At 73.1% G+C, this 21,155-nt stretch carries 19 protein-coding genes; 7 read left to right on the forward strand and 12 right to left on the reverse strand.

Features of this window, described 5'->3' with window-relative positions:
- Window positions 1-41: 41 nt before the first annotated feature.
- Entirely contained in the window at window positions 42-1,835 is a 1,794-nt protein-coding gene (locus WMF31_RS08580; protein ID WP_436601468.1) for a formylglycine-generating enzyme family protein, read from the reverse strand.
- A gap of 426 nt (window positions 1,836-2,261) precedes the next feature.
- On the opposite strand from WMF31_RS08580, the gene WMF31_RS08585 reads away from it, so the two are divergent.
- The 3 genes from WMF31_RS08585 to WMF31_RS08595 all read left to right on the forward strand — a co-directional run bounded on the left by WMF31_RS08585 (window position 2,262) and on the right by WMF31_RS08595 (window position 5,271).
- Entirely contained in the window at window positions 2,262-2,912 is a 651-nt protein-coding gene (locus tag WMF31_RS08585; RefSeq protein ID WP_436601469.1) for a Dps family protein, read from the forward strand.
- Window positions 2,913-3,080: 168 nt separating this feature from the next.
- Entirely contained in the window at window positions 3,081-3,698 is a 618-nt protein-coding gene (locus tag WMF31_RS08590) for an ECF-type sigma factor (RefSeq protein WP_436601470.1), read from the forward strand.
- Entirely contained in the window at window positions 3,682-5,271 is a 1,590-nt protein-coding gene (locus tag WMF31_RS08595) for a serine/threonine-protein kinase (RefSeq protein WP_436601471.1), read from the forward strand. Before WMF31_RS08590 ends, WMF31_RS08595 begins: the two co-directional genes overlap by 17 nt.
- A gap of 32 nt (window positions 5,272-5,303) precedes the next feature.
- On the opposite strand, the gene WMF31_RS08600 is transcribed toward WMF31_RS08595, so the two are convergent.
- From WMF31_RS08600 to WMF31_RS08620, 5 genes are read right to left on the reverse strand one after another with little or no spacing between them, the layout of a single operon-like run.
- Window positions 5,304-5,678: a hypothetical protein gene (locus tag WMF31_RS08600; protein WP_129351990.1), complete on the reverse strand. Its 375-nt coding sequence runs from the start codon at window positions 5,676-5,678 to the stop codon at window positions 5,304-5,306.
- 53 nt (window positions 5,679-5,731) lie between these two features.
- Window positions 5,732-6,292 carry a hypothetical protein gene (locus WMF31_RS08605; protein WP_436601472.1) on the reverse strand — a complete coding sequence of 187 codons (561 nt, stop codon included), beginning with the start codon at window positions 6,290-6,292 and terminating at the stop codon, window positions 5,732-5,734.
- Window positions 6,264-7,070 carry a ParA family protein gene (locus WMF31_RS08610; RefSeq protein WP_436601473.1) on the reverse strand — a complete coding sequence of 269 codons (807 nt, stop codon included), beginning with the start codon at window positions 7,068-7,070 and terminating at the stop codon, window positions 6,264-6,266. Before WMF31_RS08610 ends, WMF31_RS08605 begins: the two co-directional genes overlap by 29 nt.
- Window positions 7,067-7,942, reverse strand: coding sequence for a DUF4388 domain-containing protein (locus WMF31_RS08615; protein ID WP_436601474.1), 876 nt, complete (start codon window positions 7,940-7,942; stop codon window positions 7,067-7,069). Before WMF31_RS08615 ends, WMF31_RS08610 begins: the two co-directional genes overlap by 4 nt.
- A 5-nt stretch (window positions 7,943-7,947) precedes the next feature.
- Window positions 7,948-8,790, reverse strand: a complete 843-nt coding sequence (locus tag WMF31_RS08620; RefSeq protein WP_436601475.1) for a tetratricopeptide repeat protein — start codon at window positions 8,788-8,790, stop codon at window positions 7,948-7,950.
- A 634-nt stretch (window positions 8,791-9,424) separates the two neighbouring features.
- On the opposite strand from WMF31_RS08620, the gene WMF31_RS08625 reads away from it, so the two are divergent.
- Window positions 9,425-10,267 (forward strand): hypothetical protein, encoded by an 843-nt coding sequence (locus WMF31_RS08625; protein WP_436601476.1) that lies wholly within the window; start codon window positions 9,425-9,427, stop codon window positions 10,265-10,267.
- Between the two features lie 98 nt (window positions 10,268-10,365).
- Here the strand turns inward: WMF31_RS08625 and WMF31_RS08630 are convergent, their stop codons facing one another.
- The gene (locus WMF31_RS08630) at window positions 10,366-11,169 is read right to left on the reverse strand and encodes an SDR family NAD(P)-dependent oxidoreductase (protein ID WP_436601477.1); all 804 of its coding nucleotides are present in this window, start codon (window positions 11,167-11,169) and stop codon (window positions 10,366-10,368) included.
- A gap of 65 nt (window positions 11,170-11,234) precedes the next feature.
- On the opposite strand from WMF31_RS08630, the gene WMF31_RS08635 reads away from it, so the two are divergent.
- Window positions 11,235-12,122, forward strand: coding sequence for a LysR family transcriptional regulator (locus tag WMF31_RS08635; RefSeq protein WP_436601478.1), 888 nt, complete (start codon window positions 11,235-11,237; stop codon window positions 12,120-12,122).
- Between the two features lie 53 nt (window positions 12,123-12,175).
- On the opposite strand, the gene WMF31_RS08640 is transcribed toward WMF31_RS08635, so the two are convergent.
- The 5 genes from WMF31_RS08640 to WMF31_RS08660 all read right to left on the reverse strand — a co-directional run bounded on the left by WMF31_RS08640 (window position 12,176) and on the right by WMF31_RS08660 (window position 19,730).
- Window positions 12,176-12,808, reverse strand: a complete 633-nt coding sequence (locus tag WMF31_RS08640) for a hypothetical protein (protein ID WP_436601479.1) — start codon at window positions 12,806-12,808, stop codon at window positions 12,176-12,178.
- Between the two features lie 205 nt (window positions 12,809-13,013).
- Window positions 13,014-16,778: an ATP-dependent RNA helicase HrpA gene (gene hrpA / locus WMF31_RS08645; RefSeq protein ID WP_436601480.1), complete on the reverse strand. Its 3,765-nt coding sequence runs from the start codon at window positions 16,776-16,778 to the stop codon at window positions 13,014-13,016.
- 61 nt (window positions 16,779-16,839) lie between these two features.
- The gene (locus WMF31_RS08650) at window positions 16,840-17,310 is read right to left on the reverse strand and encodes a hypothetical protein (protein WP_436601481.1); all 471 of its coding nucleotides are present in this window, start codon (window positions 17,308-17,310) and stop codon (window positions 16,840-16,842) included.
- Window positions 17,307-18,239, reverse strand: a complete 933-nt coding sequence (locus tag WMF31_RS08655) for a PEGA domain-containing protein (protein ID WP_436601482.1) — start codon at window positions 18,237-18,239, stop codon at window positions 17,307-17,309. The genes WMF31_RS08650 and WMF31_RS08655 overlap by 4 nt, the downstream gene beginning before the upstream one ends.
- Window positions 18,240-18,251: 12 nt before the next feature.
- Window positions 18,252-19,730 (reverse strand): protein kinase domain-containing protein, encoded by a 1,479-nt coding sequence (locus WMF31_RS08660; protein ID WP_436601483.1) that lies wholly within the window; start codon window positions 19,728-19,730, stop codon window positions 18,252-18,254.
- A 325-nt stretch (window positions 19,731-20,055) separates the two neighbouring features.
- Between WMF31_RS08660 and WMF31_RS08665 the strand changes: the two genes are divergently transcribed.
- A complete protein-coding gene (locus WMF31_RS08665; protein WP_436601484.1) occupies window positions 20,056-20,700 on the forward strand; it encodes an Isoquinoline 1-oxidoreductase subunit in 645 nt (214 codons plus the stop codon).
- Complete coding sequence (locus tag WMF31_RS08670; protein ID WP_436601485.1) at window positions 20,697-21,155, forward strand: (2Fe-2S)-binding protein; 459 nt, start codon at window positions 20,697-20,699, stop codon at window positions 21,153-21,155. The genes WMF31_RS08665 and WMF31_RS08670 overlap by 4 nt, the downstream gene beginning before the upstream one ends.

The following is a 21,155-nucleotide window of genomic DNA, read 5'->3' on the forward strand; positions in this document are numbered from 1 at the left end:
CCCCGGCGCGCTGTGCGCCTGGATGCGCGGAGCTCAGGTGCTCAAAGGCAGCAGCGGAAGCCGATGTGAGGGCTGCTGCTGTCGCGCCGCGGCCAGGTGGGCGGCTTCTCGTTCGGGTCTTCCGGCTTCTCCGGCGGCTTGACGCCGCAGAGGGCATGGTCCGCGCCGGAGCTGATCGAGCCGCCGCGGATATGGCAGTTGCCCTGCTCGTCACACGAGTTCTCCCACTCGGCCACGTTGCCGCTCATGTTGTACAGGCCCGTCACGCCCCCCTCGCACGTCGGGACGGGCGGGCTCGGGTTGGGCGGCCCGGGCTTCCTGGAGATGAGCTCCTCCGGGTTATCCACGCACTTGCTCTCGTCGTGCTCGTCGCCGTACGGGTAGTCGCTCACGCCCTGACCGGAGCACGCGTTGAACCACTCGCTCTGCGTGGGATCGTCGAAGGCTTCGGGCGAGATCGCGCCGCCCCCGATCTTGCCGCAGAGGTGCTTGAGCTTGTAGCTGCAGTACGAGAAGGCGTCGCACCAGTCGACGTAGGTGACGGGCTCCCTCCCGTCGGTGAAGGGCCACCCGCCCGAGGGCCGGAAGATGTTGCCGGCGCACGCGGGCGGCAACCCGGCGATCACCGGGGGGTTCGCCTGGTAGAAGCTGTTGTACTCCGCCTTCGTCACCTCGTACTGATCGATGCAGTAGCTCCCGCCGCCTGCCACGGGCACGATCACCATCGACTCGGGGCACGCGCAGGTGCGATTCGCGCCGCTGCCGCTGCAGATCGACGTCGTGCAGTCGTCTCTGGTGCTGCACCGCTGCCCCGCAGGGCACCGGGCGCCGCACGCCGCCCCGCCGCAGTCGATGTCGGTCTCGGTCCCGTTCTTCACGCCGTCGCTGCAGCTCGGCGGCAAGCAGACCTGGTTGGCGCAGACCAGCTCGCGGCAATCGGTCGACCTGACACAGGCCGCGGCGGGCGGGCAACCGGCGCAGAGCCCACCGCAGTCGATGTCGGTCTCGGTCCCGTTCTTCACGCCGTCGCTGCAGCTCGGCGACAGGCATATGCCGCCCACGCAGCTCAGCGACGCGCAATCCGACCCCACCGTGCACGCCTGGAGGTCGGCGCAAGGCGGGCACGCCGGGTTGTCGCCGCGCGGCGCGGCGCCGCCGCCGCAGTCGACGCCGGTCTCGTCGCCGTCCTTCACGCCGTTCGCGCAGTCCGCCGCCACGCACACGGCGCCGCCGCCGCTACCGCCATGGCCACCGCTGCCGCCGCTGCCGCTGCCGCCGGCGCCGCCGTTGCCGCCGCCGCCCTCCTCGCATCGCCGTGAGAGGCAGTCTCCGGGCACCGAGCACGCGCTTCCGTCACGGCAGGGCGCGCAGGTGCCGCCGCAATCGACAGCCGTCTCGTCGCCGTCCTTCACGCCGTTGGTACAGGTCGGCGTGGTATCGCCGCCGCCCTGCCCATCGACGCCTCCCTGTCCGCCGGCGCCTCCCGGTCCACTCGGGCCGCCGTCCTGTCCGCCGGAGCCGCCCTGTCCGCCGAGGCCGCCGTATCCGCCGCCGCCCTGCCCATTGACACCGCCCTGCCCGCCGGAGCCGCCCTGTCCGCCGAGGCCGCCGTGTCCGCCGCCGCCCTGCCCATCGACACCGCCCTGTCCACCGGAGCCGCCCTGTCCGCCGAGGCCGCCGTGTCCGCCGCCGCCGTCGGATCCTCCACCCGTCGTGACACCGGTGCTCGAGATCTGGGTTCCCTGCCTTGGAGGTGGCTTGTCGCTCTCGCTGCTGCACGAGATCGCGAAGGCGAGGGTCGCGAGGGGGATCAGGACAACGGACGACCGCATCATGGCGCTGCCTCTCTGTGTTCGGTCACGAGGTTGGAAGGGAGCGCTCAGCTTACTTGGGATGACTCCTGGCGAGCGCGACAAAACTGCGTGGACCCGCAGGGCGCCGAGTAGCGCTGGAATGCCGCCCTCTTCTCCGTCCCGCTCGTCGTGGCCGGGCAGCCTGGCCAGACCGAGCTTCTCCAGGAAGACGCGTCGCCGTCCGCGCGCTCCGCGACCGAGCGAGCGCGCCGCCCTCGAGCCCGCAGGTCGCCCGGCTTCGGGTCGCGGTGGACGAGCCCGGCCGGCGGACGGCGCCGGGCGTCCTCGCGACGCGCAGGCCGAGCTCCGCGCGCCTCGGCGCCGGGTCGCGGGCGAGCGCCTGCCCCTGCGGGAGGGATTGCGATCGCGCGCGTCGAACGCGATGGAGGTCTGACGGGGAGGTGTGACATGGCGACGATGACCGAGGCCCAGAAGACGACGATCGAGGCCCAGAAGAAGCAGCCGATCGGGCAGCAGCCGGCCGGCGACGGCGGGAGCCCGCCCGAGTCCCGGCCGATCCTGCGCCAGCGCGGCGAGGAGATTCAGCCGTACGGCGCGCTCACGCGCTACCCGCTCGGCCTGAGCGACGACGTGCGCGCGGCGAGCGTCGAGGCGCTCAACCAGATCCTGTGCGACACGCTGGCCCTGCGCGACATGTACAAGAAGCACCACTGGCAGGTGTCGGGCGCGACCTTCTATTCGCTGCACGAGCTGCTCGACAAACATTACGCGGAGCAGGCCAAGCTCGTCGACGACCTGGCCGAGCGGGTGCAGACGCTCGGCGGGGTCGCGATCGCGATGCCGCACGACGTCGCGGAGATGACGCGGATCGAGCGGCCCCCGCGAGGGCGCGAGGAGGTCCCGGTGCAGCTCTCGCGGCTGCTGGAGGCGCACGAGCAGATCCTGATCGAGGCGCGCGAGGCGGCCAGCAAGGCGTCCGAGTGCGGGGACGAGGGGACGAACGACCTGCTCGTCAGCGGGATCGTGCGCGTCAACGAGATGCAGGTGTGGTTCCTGTCCGAGCACCTCGTGGACACGCCGCTCGTCCGGGCGAGATAGGCGGCTCCCGGGCGAGACAGGCGGCTCGCGTCGCCAGCCCGGACCGCGCCTTTGACGACGCCGCGCCGCGCGCGGGCGGCAACGCGGCGCCTCGGGGGGACATAGCGCACGCTCGCGTTCGCCAGGCCGGCGGATTGGTGTAGGCTCGGGCCCGAGCGAGGAGCATCCATGACCGCGAGCGATCGACGCGCACCCCGGCCGGGCGCCGGCGAGGGGATCACGGTGCTCCTCCACGCGGCGCAGGGCGGCCAGAAGGACGCCACGGACGCGCTCCTTCACGCCGTCTACGCCGAGCTCAAGGCCATCGCCCTGGCCCGGGTCCGCCACCTCCGCGCCGGGCAGACGCTCGGCCCCACCGCCCTGGTCCACGAGGCTTACGTGAAGCTCTTCCGGGAGGGGGAGCCTCGGTTCGAGAGCCGCGCCCATTTCTTCGGCGCCGCGTCCCGGGCCATGCGCGATCTGCTCGTCGATCATGCGCGGCACAAGGCCTCCCTCAAGCGGGGCGGCGATCAGGAGCGCGCGCCGGCGGAGGCCATCGAGGCGCTGCCCATCGCCATCGATCTCCCGTTCGAGGACCTGATCGCCCTCGACGAGGCCCTCCGCGCCATGAGCCGGGAGCACCCGCGCAAGGCCGAGATCGTGATGCTGCGCTATTTCGCCGGCCTGACCGAGGCCGAGATCGCCGAGATCTTCGGCGTGACGGCGCGCACGGTCGAGCGTGAGTGGCGGTTCGCCAGGGCGTGGCTCTACCGGGCGCTGCGCGGCGGAGATGAGCCCCCGCCCTGATCCGGGCGAGGTCGAGGCGCTCTTCGAGGCCGCGCTCGATCAGCGCGACGACCTCCGCCGGGCGTTCCTCGAGGCCCGGTGCGCGGGTCGCCCGGACCTCTTCCGGGAGGTGTGGAGCCTCGTCCAGTGCGACGGCGCGCAGCCGGGCGGGTTCCTGGAGGGCGCCGCCGTCGCGCTCTCCGCGCGCGACGAGGCGCTGAGCCCCGGCGCGCGCATCGGGCGGTTCACGGTGCTCTCCCGGGTGGGCCAGGGCGGCATGGGCATCGTCTACGCGGCGTACGACGCGGAGCTCGACCGCCGCGTCGCCCTGAAGCTCATCGCGCCCGGGAGGGTCGATCCCGAAGGCCGGGCCCGCCTCGTGCGCGAGGCGCAGGTGATGGCCAGGCTCTCGCACCCGAACGTCGTCCCCATCTACGAGATCGGCGAGCACGGCGAGGGCGTGTTCGTCGCGATGGAGTTCGTCGACGGCCGCACGCTCCGCGACCTCTGCGGCGAGCGGCCTCGCGCGTGGGAGGCCGTGCTCGCCGCGGGGATCCAGGCGGGCCGCGGCCTCGCGGCGGCGCACCGGGAGGGGCTGGTCCACCGCGATGTCAAGCCGGACAACATCCTGATCGGCAAGGACGGCCGGGCGCGCATCGCCGATTTCGGCATCGCGCGCCCAGGACTCGAGGAGGTCTCCCTGCCCTCCGGCGGCCCGGGCGTCGGTGTCGCGGGGACCGACCCGCTCCGCGCGCCCCTCACGGCCGGGAGCGCGTTCATGGGGACGCCGGCCTACATGGCTCCGGAGCAGGCCAGCGGGGCGCCGGCGACGGCGGAGAGCGATCAGTGGAGCTACTGCGCCACGATGTACGAGGCGCTCTACGGCGAGCTGCCCTTCGAGGGCGGCGACCTCCACGCGCGGCTCGACCGCGCGCGGCGAGATCTCCTGAGCCCGGCGCCGCCCGGCTCGAAGGTGCCGTCGTGGGTCCGGGGCGCGCTCGCGCGGGGGCTCCGCGCCCGCCCCGAGGAGCGGTGGCCGAGGCTCGACGACCTGCTGGACGCCCTCGCCGACCAGCTCGCGAGGAGCTCCGATCTCGACCTCACCGTCTCCAGGCGAGAGCGCATCCGGTTCGGCCTCGCGATCGTCGCCGTCGCCGTCGCGATGGCGACCCTCGCGCTGGGCCGCTTCGTCCACGTGGCCCGCCCCGCGCACCTGCTCGGGATGGGCTGCGTCACGGCGTCCTCGGCGCTCTCGCTGCTCTGGATCTTCCGCCGCCCGCTCTCGAAGAACGCGGTGAACCGGCGGATCGGCCACGTGGTGAAGGTGCTGTGCGGCGCGATGCTCCTGCACCGGGGGCTCGCCGTGATCACGGACGAGCCGCTGGAGCGCGCGCTCGCGACCGACCTGCTCCTCTTCGCGACGGTCCACGCCACCGCCGCGCCGGGCCTGCCGAAGGCGAGCTGGCTATCGGCCGCGCTGTGCGCGGCGAGCGCGGTGATCGCGGCGGCCTCGCCCGAGCACGCCAGGGTGGTCTACGCCGTGGGCGTGCTGGGCTCCCTGGCGAACGCGATCGTCGCGTGGCACCGCGAGTAGCGCGCCGGACCGGGCCGGGAGGGCCGAGCTGCTCAGCGCTCGATCGCCTGGGCGACGGTGTCGAGCATCCGGGGGATGGCCACGGAGATGAGGATCCCCAGGTTCGCCCGCTTGTTGTCCACCAGGATGCCCTGGAGCAGGTTCCCGTGGTTGACTACCACGACGGTGTGGTTGCCCGCCATGTCGAGCAGGTAATACCGCCCGAGCGGCGGGAAGCTCGAGTCACGGAGCGAGCTGTCCAGCTCCTCGGTGATGCGCGTGAAGAGGGCCACCGCCACCGGCTGCTGGTTGAAGCCGGCGAGCGACAGGCCCGCCGTGCGGTCCCAGATGTCGGTGGCCAGCAAGCCGTCGCGGAGGATGTTGCGGAGATCATGGACTGCGGCCTCGAGGACTTTGGTGTCGATCATCGTGCTTCGGTCGCTCCTGGGCGCGCGCGCCCGCGTTGAACCATCCGGATAGATTACAGCCCGCGCACGGTCGTCTCGAGCGCCTCCTTGAGCTGCTCGAACGCCCGCGTGGAGAGTGCCTCGTCGCCCACCGTCCCGAGGCAGAAGCCCCCGCGCGCCGTGCGCGCCTCGACCCAGGACATCATCTGCGCGCCCAGCCAGAGCGCGCCCGCGGTGGCGTCGACGCCGGGGACGGTGCGGACGCCGACCAGCGCCGACAGCAGCGGGCCCACGAGGGACACGTGCGCCTCGGAGATGCCGTGCGCCGCCAGCGTGAGGCCGTTGTCGTCGGCGACGAAGGCGCCCGCGCACGCGTGATGGGCGAGCGTCCAGGCGACGAGCGCGTCGAGCCGGTCGGACGGGTTGTCGGAGGTCTGCACGAGGCGCGGCACCTCCTTCGGCGCCGGAGGCGCGGCCTTCGCCGGCGCGGGCGCCGCCCTCCCGGGCGCGCCGGCGCGCGCGTCTCCCATGGCGCGCACGAGCGCCGCGGGCTCGCGCGACCGCGGCGCGCCCACCCGCTCGAGCAGCGACGACACCCGCTGCGCGTCAGTCCACGAGACGGATCGGACCGTCATTGTCCCCTCCTCCTTCCGCCGGGCCGAGGCGCTCCTCGATCTCGGCCACCAGCTTGTCGAACACCGCGGCGACCGCCGGCGGGCGCCGGCTGAGCAGGCCGAGCGGCACGCCCGCGCGGCTCGCCTGGAGGAACGTGCCGTCGCGCGGGATCGCGGTGTCGAAGACCTGATCGCGGTAGAGGGACCACAGCTCCTCCAGCGAGGCCAAGAGGACCGGGTCGCGGAACGAGCTCATGGTGCCGACCACGCCGAGCAGGGCGCAGGCGGAGCCGATCTCGCGGAGCTTCGCCAGGAGCTCGAGCAGCCGGGGCAGGGCCCGGAGCGCGAGCGGCTCGCACTGCGCCACGGCGATGACGCTGTCCACCTCTTCCAGCGCGAGGCGCGACATCCCGCCGAGCCCGGCCGGCGTGTCGAAGAGGACCAGGTCGAAGTCGCGCTGGCTGTGCTCCAGGATGCGCCCCAGGATGTTGGCGTCGCGCGCGACCACGGCGAAGCGATCCTCGTCGAGCGCGTCGACGACGCCCATGGGCAGGAGGCAGAGCTCCGGGAGCCGGGTCTTCACCAGGCCCTCGAGCGGCGGGCCGCCGCGCGCGAGGTTCGCGGCCAGGCCGGCGCGGTCGCCGACGCCGTCGAGCGACATGCCGATGGCGCCCTGCGGATCCGTGTCGACGAGGAGGGTCCGCGCGCCCCGGCGCGCGAAGGCGAAGGCGCAGTTGAGCGCCACGGTGGTCTTTCCCACTCCGCCCTTCAGGCTGGCGAATGCGATGGATCGGGTCATCTTGGGTATCCGAGCTTGCGTAGCTGTTCCAGGTTGGCGCGCACGAGGCTGGAGGCGGGATCGAGCGCGGAGAGGTCGGTGAGGACGCGGGCCGCCTCGCTGTAGCTGCGCTCCATCAAGAGGCGCCGCGCGTCGGCGTTGAGCTGCTTGATGCGGGACGCGATCTGCTCCGGCGAGGAGATCGCGATCTCGATGCGCCGCGAGGAGATCGGCGGCGGCGCCTCCACGCTGCCCTCGTCGATGCGGCGCAGCGAGTCGAGCAGGAGCTCCGAGAGATCCTTGAAGATGGTGCGCTCCTTCGTCGAGCCCACGGCCGGGGTGACGCGCACCCGCATCTCCGGGCGGATGAGCCGGGCGAACGCCGCCTCGCCCACGCCGAGCCCGTCGAACGCCGTCCACACCTGGCCGCGCCGCACCTCGATCAGGCCGACGTCGGCGCTGTCGTTGCTGACCACGAGGACGTGCGAGTCGCCGGACATGCAGATCATCTGCAAGAAGTCGACGGGCACGAAGTTCATCCCGAGCGGCGCCGACTGCGCGCCCGCGGCGTGCGCCATGAGGACGAGCGTCTCCTCGGCGATGGGCCACGCGACGCGCGTGGTGCTCGCCGCGTCCGGGACCTCGTCGCCGTCGTTCACGGCGAGCACCAGCCGCGCCGTGCGGCGGAGGAGCCGCGCGACGGCGTCCTCCGGCTCGCCCGGGAGCGCCGGCGCGTAGATGATGAGCTCCGCGTGCGGCGCGCCGTCGAGGGCCTGCTCGAGCTCCTCCCAGGTGGCCGCGCCGAGGGCGCTCACCGGCGCCTGCCCGGCGATGACGCGGATGCACCGCATGCGCTCGCGCAGATCGGGATCGGCGACCACGACGATGGGCATCCCCATCAGCCTCCGAGGTCGCGCTCGCGCTGCGCCCGGCGCAGCATGACCGACGCCCCCGCGTCGCCCGGGCGCATGCGCGCGCAGGCCTCGAAGGCCTCGATCGCCTCGGCGTAGCGGCGCTGCACGAACGCGGCGGTGCCGCGGGCGAACGCCTCGCGGTAGCGCCGATCCTCCGCGCTCTCGGCCACCGGGAGCGTGAAGGGCTTGCTGTCGGGGGGAGGCTCCTGCGGTCGCCGCTGCACCCCGCGCGCCGGCATGGTCGGCGGCGCCATGTCCGCGCCGGCCTCGGGCATCGTGTCGAACGCCCGCCGCACGGGCATCGGCGTCATCTCGCTGATGGCCGGCGAGGTCCTCTCGCTGACGCTCGGCGAGGTCCTCTCGCTGACGCTCGGCGAGGTCCTCTCGCTGACGCTCGGCGAGGTCCTCTCGCCGACGGTCGGCGAGGTCCTCTCGCTGAACGGCGACGCGACCTCTCTCCCCGTGTAGAGCCCGACCAGCACCTGCAGCGTGCGGAGCCGCCCGAGCGGGCACATCTGCGCGATGTCGTCGAACGTCGACGAGCCATCGACGTACCGCGCCACCAGCAGCGCGTCGGGCGAGCGACCCGCGGACATCGGGATGGGCCCCGCCACCTTGTCGAGGCCGCCGAGCCGCTTGGCGTAGGCGCCGGCCAGGAACTCCTTGATCCGCTCGATGCTCGCCTGCAACTCGCGATCGCCGGGGGACTCCGAGCGCGCCTGGTACAGCACCGCCAGCGCTTCCTCGTAGCGCTTCTCACGGACCAGCCGCACGACCTCGTCTCGCACGGGGGCGCCCTTCGGGAGCGCGCGGCTCTCAGGTTCCATCACCACGACTGAGTCGAATTGGTTTTTCACGGCACAACTCGGCAAGTTACATGCGCCGGCTGTCCCTCTTCAAGCTGTTTGATCACGCGCTCGCGACCGACGTCGCCGGCCCGTCCACCCGGCTCGATATCGCTCAGGTGCGAGCGAGTGGGACCCGCCAGAAGCATGCTCGAAATATGGGTGTGCGACATGGGCCCACTCCCACGTTCGGCGGTGAGTCGATGGGCGCTCTCGGGCGCGCTTCGGGACGAGTCATCAACCGAGGCCGGACGTCGAGCGACGATGTCGCACATCGACGCTACTTCGTCTACCTGGGCGCCGTCCCCCACGTCGGTATGGATTTTCCTGAAGATACCGGATTCAGCTCACGCCCGACTTGCGCTAGAGTGCCCTTACCGAGTGGAAGCACCCCCCAACGTTGCATGACGTCTGAGGTGGTTTGACGTGAATTTTCGGAAATCAAGCTCGGAGTGTAGTGGAGGGGGTTCGTAGCAGGATTTCACCCCAGGTGAGATCCGACAGCATCCATTTCGGCGCGCCATCGTCTTGGGGCCTCAGGGGGCACGCACGACGCTTGGCTTCACAAACAGAGGGATCGCACCGACCAACACAATCAGCCGAAAGGAGATCGCTTATGCGGCAGGTCTTGCGGCACATTTTCGAGAAGAAGCAGGCATACGCTCGTCTACCCCTGTTCGAGCGGATGCGTGACGAGCAGCTCGATCCGCGTGAGCGGCTCGCGTTCTATCCGTGCATGGCTCACTTCATCTTGAGCTTCGGTGACCTGAACAAGTTCGTGCTGCGGGAGGAGGGCGCAGCGGACGTCTACCAGGAGATGGTCAACGAGCACTCGCGCGAGGACGACCACCACTGGCCTTGGTACCTGGAGGATCTGGAGAAGCTCGGCTACAACGTGGAGGCGCGGGGCACGGAGTGGATGCGCTTCCTTTGGGGGGAGGAGACGATACAGAACAGGATCCTGACCGCGCGGCTCACCGCGCTCATCAAGGGCACGACGGGCCTCGAGCGGCTCGTCATCATCGAGGCCATCGAGGAGACTGGCAACGTCCTCTTCGGGGCGATCCTCCCCCTGGCGGAGGTGCTGGAGAGGCGCCTCGGGACGCAGCTCCGCTACTGCGGCAACTTCCACTTCGAGCGCGAGTCGGGCCACGCGGTGAACGCCGATCACGCGGAGCTCGCGCGCATCACGCTCGATCCGGAGACGCGCGCGCGGTACAAGGCGCTCGCGGACGAGGTGTTCGCGATGTTCGAGCCGTGGACGCACGAGCTCCTGCGCTACGCGCTCGCGCACCCCGCGAGCGCGAGCAAGGCGCCGTGGCAGAGCTCGCCGCGCGACGCGACCCGGTCGAGGTCGCTCCGGTCGCGGCTGCTCGGCTCCGATCGCCCCCCGGCGATCGCCCCGCGCCGCGCGCTCCACGGGAAGGCGCTGCTGCAGATCCTGCACGGATGCCGGTAACCGCCCGCCGCCCTCTCCTCCACCACATCCTCCACATCTCATGTCCTTGCGCCGGGTGATCGGCCCGCGCTCGCCCGTTCCCTGGGGCGCGGACCCGATCAAGCCGCACGACCGGCGGCGCCGGGGAGCTCGGGCGCCGCTGGCTTCCCCAGGCGCGCCATCGCCTTCACGAGGAGCTCCCGGTCGAGGAAGCGGGAGAGAAACGCGGTGATCCTGTTCGCGGCGCCGTGGACGACCGTCGCGCGGCCGGCCACGAAGGCCGCGAGCCCGAGGCGCACCACGTCCTCCGGCCGCGCCCTCCTGCTGGCAAACGGGACCTCGCCGGCGCGCTGGAAGAACGGCGTCTCCGTCGCGCCGGGGCACAGGGTGAGGACGCGCACGCCGCGCGGGCGGTACTCGGCCCAGAGCGCCTCGCCGAAGGAGAGGACGAACGCCTTCGTCGCCGCGTAGACCGTGAAGTACGGAATCGGCTGGAAGGCCGCCATCGAGGCCACCTGGATGACGCCCCCCTGGCGCCGCTCGAGCATGGGCATGAAGAGGTGCGTGAGCTCGACGAGCGCGCCGACGTTCAGATAGACCTGCTCGCGCTGCGTCGCCAGGGAGAGGTCCCCGAAGGCGCCATAGACGCCGAAACCGGCGTTGTTGACGAGGACGTCGACCTCGAGCCCCTTCGCGGTGACGGCGTCGAAGAGGCGCTGCGCGGCGCCTGGCGCGGCGAGATCCGCGGCGAAGACGTGCGCCTCGCCGAGCTCTGCGGCGAGCGCGGCCAGCTTCGCTTCGCTGCGAGCGGTGAGGACCAGGGTCGCCCCGCGCCGCGACAGCTCGCGGGCGAACGCCTCGCCGATGCCCATGGAGGCGCCCGTGACGAGCACCGTCTTGCCCTTGAAATCGAAAGCATTCATGCCTGGACGATGGTCTCCGGCGCGATGGTCGACAACGGGCATCGGTGGTAAGTCGTTTTCCAGGAATGCAAAGCGCAGGCTCTCCGCCCTGGGACGATCTCCGCGTGCTCCTCGCGCTGCACCGCCATCGCAGCTTCCTCGCCGCGGGCAAGGCGCTCGGGGTCTCGACCTCCACGGTCGCGCGGCGCATCGACGCGCTGGAAGCGGCGCTCGGGCGGCCGCTGGTGCACCGGAGCAACGGGGGGACGTCCGTCGAGCCCGACGCGCTCGAGCTCGTGGCGCTCGCCGAGCGGATCGAGAGCGGGCTGCGCGCGATCCGTCGTGACGGAGGGGAGGAGGCGTTCTCCGGGACCGTGCGCGTGTCGCTGGCCGACGCGGTCGTGCGGCCCGTGACGCAGCTCCTCTGTGGGCTCCGGCGGCTGTATCCGGGGCTCCAGCTGGAGATCCTCTCGGAGGCGCGGGTCGTCGACCTCGCGCGGCGCGAGGCGGACATCGCGATGCGCTCGAGCAAATCGTCGTCGCCCGCGGTCGTCCATCGCCCGGTCGGGCGGGTCCCGTTCGGGCTCTACGCCGCGCCGAGCTACATCGAGCGGCGGCTCCGGGGCGGGCGGCTGAGGACGGCCGATTTCGCGCGCCACGATTTCGTCGGCTACGAAGGGACGCCGGGGCCAGCGCCGAAGACGACGTGGCTCGTGGCCCACGGGGCGAAGCGCTTCGTCCTGCGGTCGAACTCGCATTTTGCGCTCCTCGAGGCGGCGCTGCAGGGGCAAGGGATCGCGGTCCTGTCCGAGCCCGCGGTGCGCTCGACGCCGGGGCTCGTGCGGCTCGAGGTCGACGCGGAGCTGCCGTCGGTGCCCGTCTTTCTCGCGTACCACCGGGAGCTGCGCAATGTGCCGCGCGTGCGTCTGGTGCTCGATACGCTCGACACGGCGCTGCGCGACGCGCTCCGCTGATCGTGGTCACCCAGGTTCGTCCCTGCGGCGGAGCGGAGCCGGGCCGCTCCCCGTCACTCCGTCACGATCGTGATCGGATTGAAGTACACCCTGACCCCCGTCCTCGTCCCCGCCTCGTTGCCCTTCGTATCGCCGACATAGTCCAGCTTGTTCACGAGGCTCTCCGGCCCGAACGAGAAGATGTCATGGGCGTGGTCCGTGTCCGTGTACGAGTGGCTGAAGTCGCCCGGGCCGTCCACTTCCACGATCGGGCTGCGCGCGGTGTACAGGCGGTACCAGGCGGTCCCCTCCGCGTGCGTCCAGTTGCTCTTGGTCTCCAGCGCGTCCATGGAGACGGCGGCCCAGAGCTCGTTGCCATTGAAGACGCTGAGCTCGACCTGGAGCGACACGCTCGGCCCGTGGCCGTCGAACTCGGCGTCGCCCCCGACGCGCGGAGGGATGTAGAACCCCGTGGAGAGGCCGACGAGCGTGCTCGCCGTCGTCGACAGGGGCGCGTCCCCGTCGGCGGCCGGCGTGCTCGCCAGCTCGGCGGCGGCGCTCTCGAGCTGCGCGCCGTCCGACTCCAGGGCTCCTTCAGCGAAGATGTCGTCCTGCGTCTCGGCGCTCGACGCCACGCAGCCGGGGGCGGCGGCGAGCAGGACGAAGGCGAGGGGCGAGAGGCTGCGGCAGAAGGCGATGGTGTTCATGGTGGCTCCCAGGACTTTCTTTCAAGGGTTGAGCGCAGGCGAGCGGTCCCGGGGTGCGTCTCACCCCGCCGTCCGCTCGCCTCACCCCCTCATCCGGAAGCGGGGAGAGAAAGCCGACACGGGTCGGTCCATTTTTTTCGGGCCGTACATCGCGGCGTGGAAGAACGGCTCGGATCGCGCGCCTGCGGTGTCGTCAAGGGCGCCGCTATCCCAGCATGCGCCTCCACTGCTCCGAAAGCCGCTGGGGCGACACCGGGACCGCCGCCTTCAGCTCGGGCGCGAACAGCGACACGCGCAGCTCCTCGACCATCCAGCGGAACGACTCCAGCTCCTCGGCCGGGACGCCCCGCTTGCGCAGCGCGTCCCTCTGCTTGAGCCAGTCCTGCCAGAACGGCAGCACCTGCGCGGCCTTGGCCTGGTCCTTCTGCGGGCCGTTCGGCAGGCGCTCGAGCCGGATCTGCATCGCGCGCAGGTAGCGGGGCAGGTGCGCGAGCCGCTCGAGCGGCGCGCGCGAGAAGAGCCCCACCGGGAACAGGAAGTCGAGCTGCGTGCGCACGTCGTCGAGCGCCGGCCGCGCCGCGCCGGGCTTGCCCGCCATCGTCCGGAGCATCGACTGCACCCGGTCGAGCTCCACGCCGATCTCCCGCGCGAGCCCCGTGAGCCGGCCGAGCACCCCCTGCAGCGTCCCCCGGCCCTCGGTCAGGCGCGCCTGGAACGCGGCCCGCGTCCTCGGGAACGCGGCCGGATCGCCGAGCCGGAACGCCTCGTCGAGCGCGCGCAGCACGATCTGCCGGGCCAGGCCCGGCTCGCCCGGCGCCACCTTCGCGCCGAGCCCGCTCACCGCGACCGCGCTGCGCAGCGGCTGCTCGAGCTGGCTCGGTTTGCCCCCCATCTGGAGCAGGATCAGCCGCCGCAGCCCGCCCCGCGTCGCCTCGTCGGCCGCCGCCCGCGAGGCGAGCACGCGCACCGAGACCGACGTCTCCGCGTCGACCAGCGCCGGGTAGCCGAACACCCGGATCCCGCCGGCGTCGACCGGCACGCGCTCGGGCAGCGCCTCGACGGCGAACGACGTGAGCCCCTCCCGCTCCACGCCCGCCTTGCCGGCCCGCGCCCACGCCTCGCGCGCGCGGCCCGAGAAGCGATCCTTCAGATCCCAAAGGTCGCGCCCCTCGCCGATCACCCGCCCGTCCTCGCCGAGCACGCGGAAGTAGAAGCGCAGGTACGGCGGCAGATCCTCGGGCCGGAACACGTCGGGCGGCACGCGCTCGCCCGTCCGCTCCTCGACCGCGCGCGCGAGCGCGGCCCGCAGCGGCCCCTCGAACGGGCGCAGCTCGTCCGCGAGCTCCCGGGCGACGTCCCGGATCGGGAAGAGCGCCTTGCGGAGCGCCTTCGGCAGCGTCTCGAGGAGCTGGGCGATCTTCTCGGCGTGCCAGCCGGGGATCATCCACTCGAGCTCGTCCGGATCGGCCTGCGGCAGCAGCACGAGCGGCAGCGCGAGCGCGATGCCGTCGTCGTCCTCGCCCGGCTCGAAGCGGTAGGTGAGCGGCACGGAGGCGCCGTAGAGCTCGAGCGCGTCGGGGAAGCGCTCCTCGGTGAGCTCCGTGGCCTCGTCGAGCAGCACGTCGGCGAGCGCGAGGTGGAGCACCCGCGGGTCGCTCGCCTCGGCCTCCTTGCGCCACGCCTCGAACGTCTTGCCGCTGTACACCCCCTCGGGCAGGCGCCGGTCGAAGAAGAGCTCCAGCGCGTGCTCGTCCGCGAGCAGCTCGCTCCGCCGCGCCTTGTCCCGCAGCCGCCGGACCTCCTCGAAGAGCTGGCGGTTCGCCTCCATGAACGGCGCGCGCGTCGCGTACTCCTGCCGCACCAGCGCGTGGACGATGAAGATCTGGCGCGACGCCCGCGGATCGATCGGGCCGTAGTCGACCCGGCGGTCGCGCGCGATCGGCAGGCCGTAGAGCGTCACCTGCTCCCGGGCCGTCACCGTCGCGGAGCGCGCGGTCCAGTGCGGATCGCTGTAGCTGCGCTTGCAGAGCGGGCCGGCCGCGGCCTCGAGCCACGCGGGATCGACGGCCGCCGCCATGCGGGCGAAGAGCTGCGAGGTCTCGACCAGCTCGGCCGCCATGATCCACGCGGGCGGCTTCTTCGCGAGGCCCGACGAGGGGTGGAGCTGGAAGCGCGTCTGGCGGGCGCCGAGGTACACCCGCTGCTCCTGGTTCCACATGCCGATCCTGCTGAGCAGGCCGGGCAGGAGCGCGCGGTGGATGGCCTCCCCCTTCGCGGGCGCGGTGTTCGGCGACAGCCCCATGTCGCGCGTGATGCGGGTGAGCTGCCGGTGCACGTCGGCCCACTCGCGCATGCGCAGGTACGAGACGAAGTGATCGCGGCACGCCTTGCGGAGCTGGTTCTGGGTGAGCCGGCCCTGCGCGTCCTGGTAGAACGCCCACAGCTTGAGCAGGCCCGCGAAGTCCGAGCCCTCGTCCCGGAACTTCCGGTGCGCGTCGTCGGCCTGCCGCTGCGCCGCGAGCGGCCGCTCGCGCGGATCCTGCACCCCGAGCGCGGCGGCGATGATCAGCACCTCGGCGAGCGCCCCCTCGCGCTCGCCGCCCAGGATCATCCGGCCGAGCCGCGGGTCGAGCGGCAGCCGCGCGAGCTTCTGGCCGATGTCCGTGAGCGCCCCCGCGTCGTCGAGGGCGCCGAGCTCCTCGAGCACCCGGTAGCCCTCGTCGATCGCGCGCTTCGACGGCGCGTCGAGGAACGGGAAGCCCTCGATGTCGCCGAGCCCGAGCGCCTTCATCTGCAGGATGACGCCCGAGAGGCCGACGCGCAGGATCTCCGGGTCGGTGTGGGCGGGCCTCGCCTGGTAGTCCTGCTCGGCGTAGAGCCGGAAGCAGACGCCGCTCTGCACGCGGCCCGCGCGCCCCTTGCGCTGATCGGCGCTCGCCCGCGAGATGGGCTCGATCTGGAGCTGCGTGACGCCCGTGCGGGGGACGTAGCGGTTGACGCGGGCGAGCCCCGCGTCGACCACGTACACGATGCCCGGGATGGTGAGCGACGTCTCGGCGACGTTCGTCGCGAGCACGATCCGCCGCCCGGAGAGCGGCTGGAACACCCGCTGCTGGTCGCCCTGCGGCAGCCGGCCGTAGAGCGGCAGGAGCGTCGTGTGCGGGAGGCCGTGGCGCTCGAGCTCGGCCATGGTGTCGTGGATCTCCCGCTCGCCCGGCAGGAACACGAGGATGTCGCCGCGCGGATCGATGGAGGTGATCTCCTCGACCGTGTTGGCGACGGCGTCGGCGAGCTCCGCCTCGCCGCTCTCCGGGGGGCGGTGGATGACCTCGACGGGGTAGGTGCGGCCCGAGACCTCGATGACCGGGGCGCCGCCGAAGTAGGCCGAGAACCGCTCGGTCTCGAGCGTCGCGGAGCTGATGACGACGCGGAGATCGGGCCGCGCCGGCAGCAGGCGCTTGATGTAGCCGAGCAGGAAGTCGATGTTGAGGCTGCGCTCGTGGGCCTCGTCGATGATGAGCGTGTCGTACGCGCGGAGGCGCGGATCGCCCTGGATCTCGGCCAGGACGATGCCGTCGGTCATGTACTTGACGTACGTCGCCGGGCTGGTCCGGTCCGAGAAGCGGATCTTGTAGCCGACCTCCTTGCCCAGCTCGACGCCGAGCTCCCGGGCGACGCGGGCCGCGACGCTGGTGGCGGCGATGCGGCGCGGCTGGGTGACGCCGATCCGGGCGGAGAGGCCGCGGCCCATGGCCAGGCAGATCTTGGGGAGCTGCGTGGTCTTGCCGGAGCCGGTCTCGCCGGCGACGATCACGACGGGGTTCGCCTCGATGGCCCGGGCGATGTCGAGCACCCGCGCCGAGATGGGCAGCTCCTCGGGAAAGCGGACCGGGCTCGCGGACGCGGACGAGGCCGCGCCGCCTCGGGCGGGCGGGGTGATTTTCGGCTGCTGCGGAACGCGGGGGCTCACGGTGCGCGAGGGGGTAGCACCTCGCGCCGCGGCGCGCTGCGCCGTTCGGAGCCGTGGTCCTTCAGTCGCCGGCGTCGCCCTCGCACCCGGGCTCCGGACAGCGGCCATCCAGGAGGTCGTCACAGACGTCCTCGCGCTCGTCGCTGTCCGCTTCCTCCAGCGCGACGTAGAGCTGCTGCAGGCTGCACGCGAGCGAGCCCTCGGCGTCGATCTCTCCGCACGCGCTGGAGACCTCCGGCGTCGGCCAGAGGGCGCACAGGGACGCGCAGCCCTCGAGCTCCGCCATCGCGCGCGGGCAGAGCGCCGCGAAGACCGTGCAGAGCGCCTCGCAGCCGTCGCCGTCCTCGCCGTCCTCGCCGCCCGCGCCCGCGCCGCCGCCCGCGCCCGCGCCCGCGTCCGCGCCTGCGCTCGCGGCCACGTCGTCGAGCCCGGGGATATCGCCTTCGTCCCCGGCGGCGGGGAGCGGGGCGACGACCTGGCAGCCCGCGAGCCACGCGGCGAGCGCGCCGAGGAGGGCGGGGCGCCTCGTCATAACGTCCCTCGCACGCCGATGTAGCCGGGCCCGAGGGTCCAGGCGACGCTCGAGGCCGGCGCCCTCGAGCCCTCGAGGCCCAGGGCGAGCCCCCCGACGGCCGCGCCGGCGACGGCGAGGCCGAACCCCACGTTCGAGGTCCAGCCCAGCGCGTTCGCGCCGGCGCGCGCGTCCCCGGAGCAGCCCGCGTCCCTCCGCCGGCACGCCGCCTCGAGGTCGCTCCGCTCGCTCAGGTACGCCGCGCCCGCGCCGATCCCCACCGCGAGCCCCGCGCCCGAGACCAGGAACCCGCCGAGGATCCACGGGGCGCCGCCCGAGCGAGGCTCCGGCGTGAGGGCGATGTCCAGCGTCGTGACCTCTTTCTCCGGGACGTAGACGCGCTGCCTCACGGCGACGTAGCCGTCGGCCTCGACCTCGATCCAGTGGTTGCCCGGATCGATCGGGACGCCCTCCGCGGAGAGCGCCACCTCCTGGCCGTCGATCTTGAGCGGGGCCCCGCCGGGGTCCGGCGTGATCGTCACCCGCAGCCGGGGGATGCGCTCGTCGAGCTCGGCCCGCAGCGCGTCGGCGCGGCGCCGCGCCTGGGTGAACGGCCACGGCTCTCCCGGGGTCGCGTGCTCCGACGCGATCGCCGCCGCGATGTCGCGCGCCTCGCTCAGCCGCCCGATCGCGGCGAGCGTCTTCGCCACCTCGATGGAGGTCGTGGGCACGGCGACGAGCTGCTCCGCGCGCTGGTAAGCGCGGAGCGCCTCCGCGAGCTTCTTCCGGGCGAAGAGCTCGTCGCCCAGGTACACGAGCTCACGGGCCTCGCTGCGCGTCCTCTCGTCCAGCGCGGCGACGGAGTCGGCCTGCGCTGCCGTGGCGCTCGGCGGCAAGGTCGCGACGAACAGGCAGGGAATCATCCACAGCGTCCTGGGCCCCGGGTGCATGGGTGTCCTCTGTCAGAAGCCGAGATCGCGGCGCGCGCGCGCGCGGTGGGTGACCTTCTTGCCGGCCGGCAGCGCGGCGGGGGCGGATCGAGCGGCGGAGCGCGCCGCCTGGACGCCGTCCGGCGCCAGGGAGTCGCCCGGCGCCCCGAGCGCGGCCTGCGGCGCGGCCTGCGGCACGTCCGGCGCGCCGGGGGACGGCGCGCCCTGCGCTCCGGAGGGCAACGCGCCCGGCGCTCCGGAGGGCGGCGCGTCCGGCGCGCCGGTTCGCTCCGCGCCCGGCCCTCCTGGCTGCGACGCGCCCGGCGCGCAGTGCGCGGCCAGCCCGGCGGCAGGGGAGGCGGGGCGCTCGGCCGGCCCGTCGCCGCCCAGCCCGAGCGACGCGATCTGCGCCGGCTGCACCGCCGGCGCCGCCCGGGTCACACCGGAAGCGCCGGCCCAGGCCAGGGTGCCGGCCCCCAGGATGGCGGCGGCGGCCACGGCCCAGGCGCGCTTGCGCGCCGGCAGCCCCGGCGAGCCCGGGCCCAGCGGGACGAACGGCAGCAACGTGGTCACGAGCGACGGGAAGCCCTCGCCCGAGGCGAGGGCGTCGCGCGCGGGCGTGGGCTCCGTCCGGGCCGCGGCGGGCCGCGCGTCGCGGGGCGCGGCCAGGGCCGCGTCCAGCGCGTCGAGGACGTCGCGCGCGCTCTGGGCGCGGCGCGCCGGGTCCGGCTGGAGCAGCGAGAGGAGCCACGCGTCGATGGCGGGCGGCAGGCCGGGGACGAGCCGGGACGGCAGCGGGGGCGGCCCTCGATCGATCGCGACCGCGACCGCCGCGATGGTGGCGCCGCCGAAGGGGGTCCGTCCCGTCAGGCAGAGGTAGCTCACGACGCCGAGCGACCAGAGATCGCTCGCGGGTCCGACCCGCGTCCCACCGGCCATCTGCTCCGGTGACATGAAGTGCGGCGTCCCCAGGATGGCGCCCGTCATGGTGAGCCGCTCGGCGTCGCCCGCCGTGTCCTTGGCGATGCCGAAGTCGAGCACCTTCACGAACGGATCGCGCTCGCCGGCCACGAGGAAGACGTTCTCGGGCTTGATGTCGCGGTGGACGACGCCCGCCTCGTGCGCCCTGGCCAGCGCCGCGCCGAGCTGGCGCACGATGCAGGCCGTCTCGTCGAGCGACAGCCGCCCGCGCCGCGCGAGCAGGTCGTGGAGCGTCTCGCCTTCGAGGTGCTCCATCACGATGTAGGGGGTCCCCTGGTCGGTGCACCCGAGATCGAAGACGCGCACGACGTGGGGGCTCTGGATCCGGGCGGCCGCCTCGGCCTCGCGCCGGAGCCGCTCGACGGCCAGCGGGTGATCCGCGTACGTGTCGCGGAGGAACTTCACCGCGACCTGCGTCCTGAGCGCGACGTGCTCGGCGAGCCAGACGCTCCCCATCCCGCCCTGGCCGAGCGCGCGGAGGAGCCGGAGCTGCGACCCCGCCTGCGCGCCCGGAAGAGGCCCAGGCTCCACGTCCGACGCCGCGACGTGACAAGTTGCCTCGGCTGGGGCGATCAGGCACGGCGACGGTTGTGTGGCTTCGCCCATCCCTACCGTCTTGCTCATGGACGACGCGGGCTTGCACGGGGCGAGCCAGCGTTCTGGAGGGTGTCGTTCCGGGATCGTGAGGGAGCTCGCGCCGGCCGCCGTGGCGCGGAGCCGCACTCCGGGGAGCGCTCGTGACAGCTCGCTACAACGTGCGCGGCGCTGAATCCGTTGCCCGGGATGCACCGGAGGCGTTCCGGTGTTGCTGCGGTACTTGTGTCGTGGACGCAAAGCCAGCAGTCTGCGCCGAGCGATGCAGCCACTCCACCTCTCCTTTCTCGCGGGCGTCGCCCTCCTCGCCGCGGCGTGCGACGCGCCGCGCGCGGAGGCGCCGAAGCCGGTCCTCCCGCCCGCGGCGCCGGGCGAGCTCCGCGGCCCGGAGGCGTTCGCGGCCATCCGGGACGACGACGCGCGCGCGGCCTCGATCTTCCTCGAGGCGAGCAAGGTGCTGCTCCATCCGCGCTGCGTGAACTGCCACCCGCACGACGGCGTCCCGCGCCAGGGCGATCGCGGCGAGCGCCACGATCCGCCGGTCGAGCGCGGCGCTCGGGATCGCGGGGTGGTGGCGATGGAGTGCACGTCGTGCCACCAGGACAGGAACCTCGAGCTCGCGCGCGTGCCCGGGGCGCCGGGCTGGCACCTCGCGCCCGCCGAGATGGCGTGGCTGGGCCGCTCGCCCTCGGCGATCTGCGCGCAGATCAAGGATCCCGCGCGCAACGGCGACAAGACGCTCTCGCAGATCGCCGAGCACGCCGCGCACGACGAGCTCGTCGCCTGGGGGTGGGCGCCGGGGCACGGCCGCACGACGCCGCCGGGGTCGCAGGCGGCCTTCGGCGCGCTCATCGACGCGTGGGTGAAGGCGGGCGCCGCGTGCCCGCCCGAGGAGGCACGACCATGATCATCCTGAAGGTGAACGGCGCCGAGCACCGGCTCGACGTGGATCCGGAGATGCCGCTCCTCTGGGTGCTGCGCGACGTGCTCGGCCTCACGGGGACGAAGTACGGCTGCGGCCAGGCGCTCTGCGGGGCGTGCGTGGTGCACCTCGACGGCGAGACCGTGCGCGCGTGCGTGACGCCGGTGCGGCGCGCGGCGGGCGCCTCGGTCACGACGATCGAGGGGCTGAGCCCGTCCGGCGACCACCCGCTGCAGCGCGCGTGGGTGGATCTCGGCGTCCCGCAGTGCGGCTTCTGCCAGGCGGGGCAGATCATGAGCGCCGCGGCGCTGCTCCGGAAGAACCCGCGGCCCTCGGACGAGGACATCGATCGATCGCTCGCCGGCAACCTCTGCCGGTGCGGCACGTACACGCGCATCCGGGCGGCGGTCCGCAAGGCCGCCGGCCTGCCCACGGAGTGA

It is taken from the genome of Sorangium sp. So ce1036, assembly GCF_051369805.1.
Lineage (GTDB): Bacteria > Myxococcota_A > Polyangia > Polyangiales > Polyangiaceae > Sorangium > Sorangium cellulosum_F.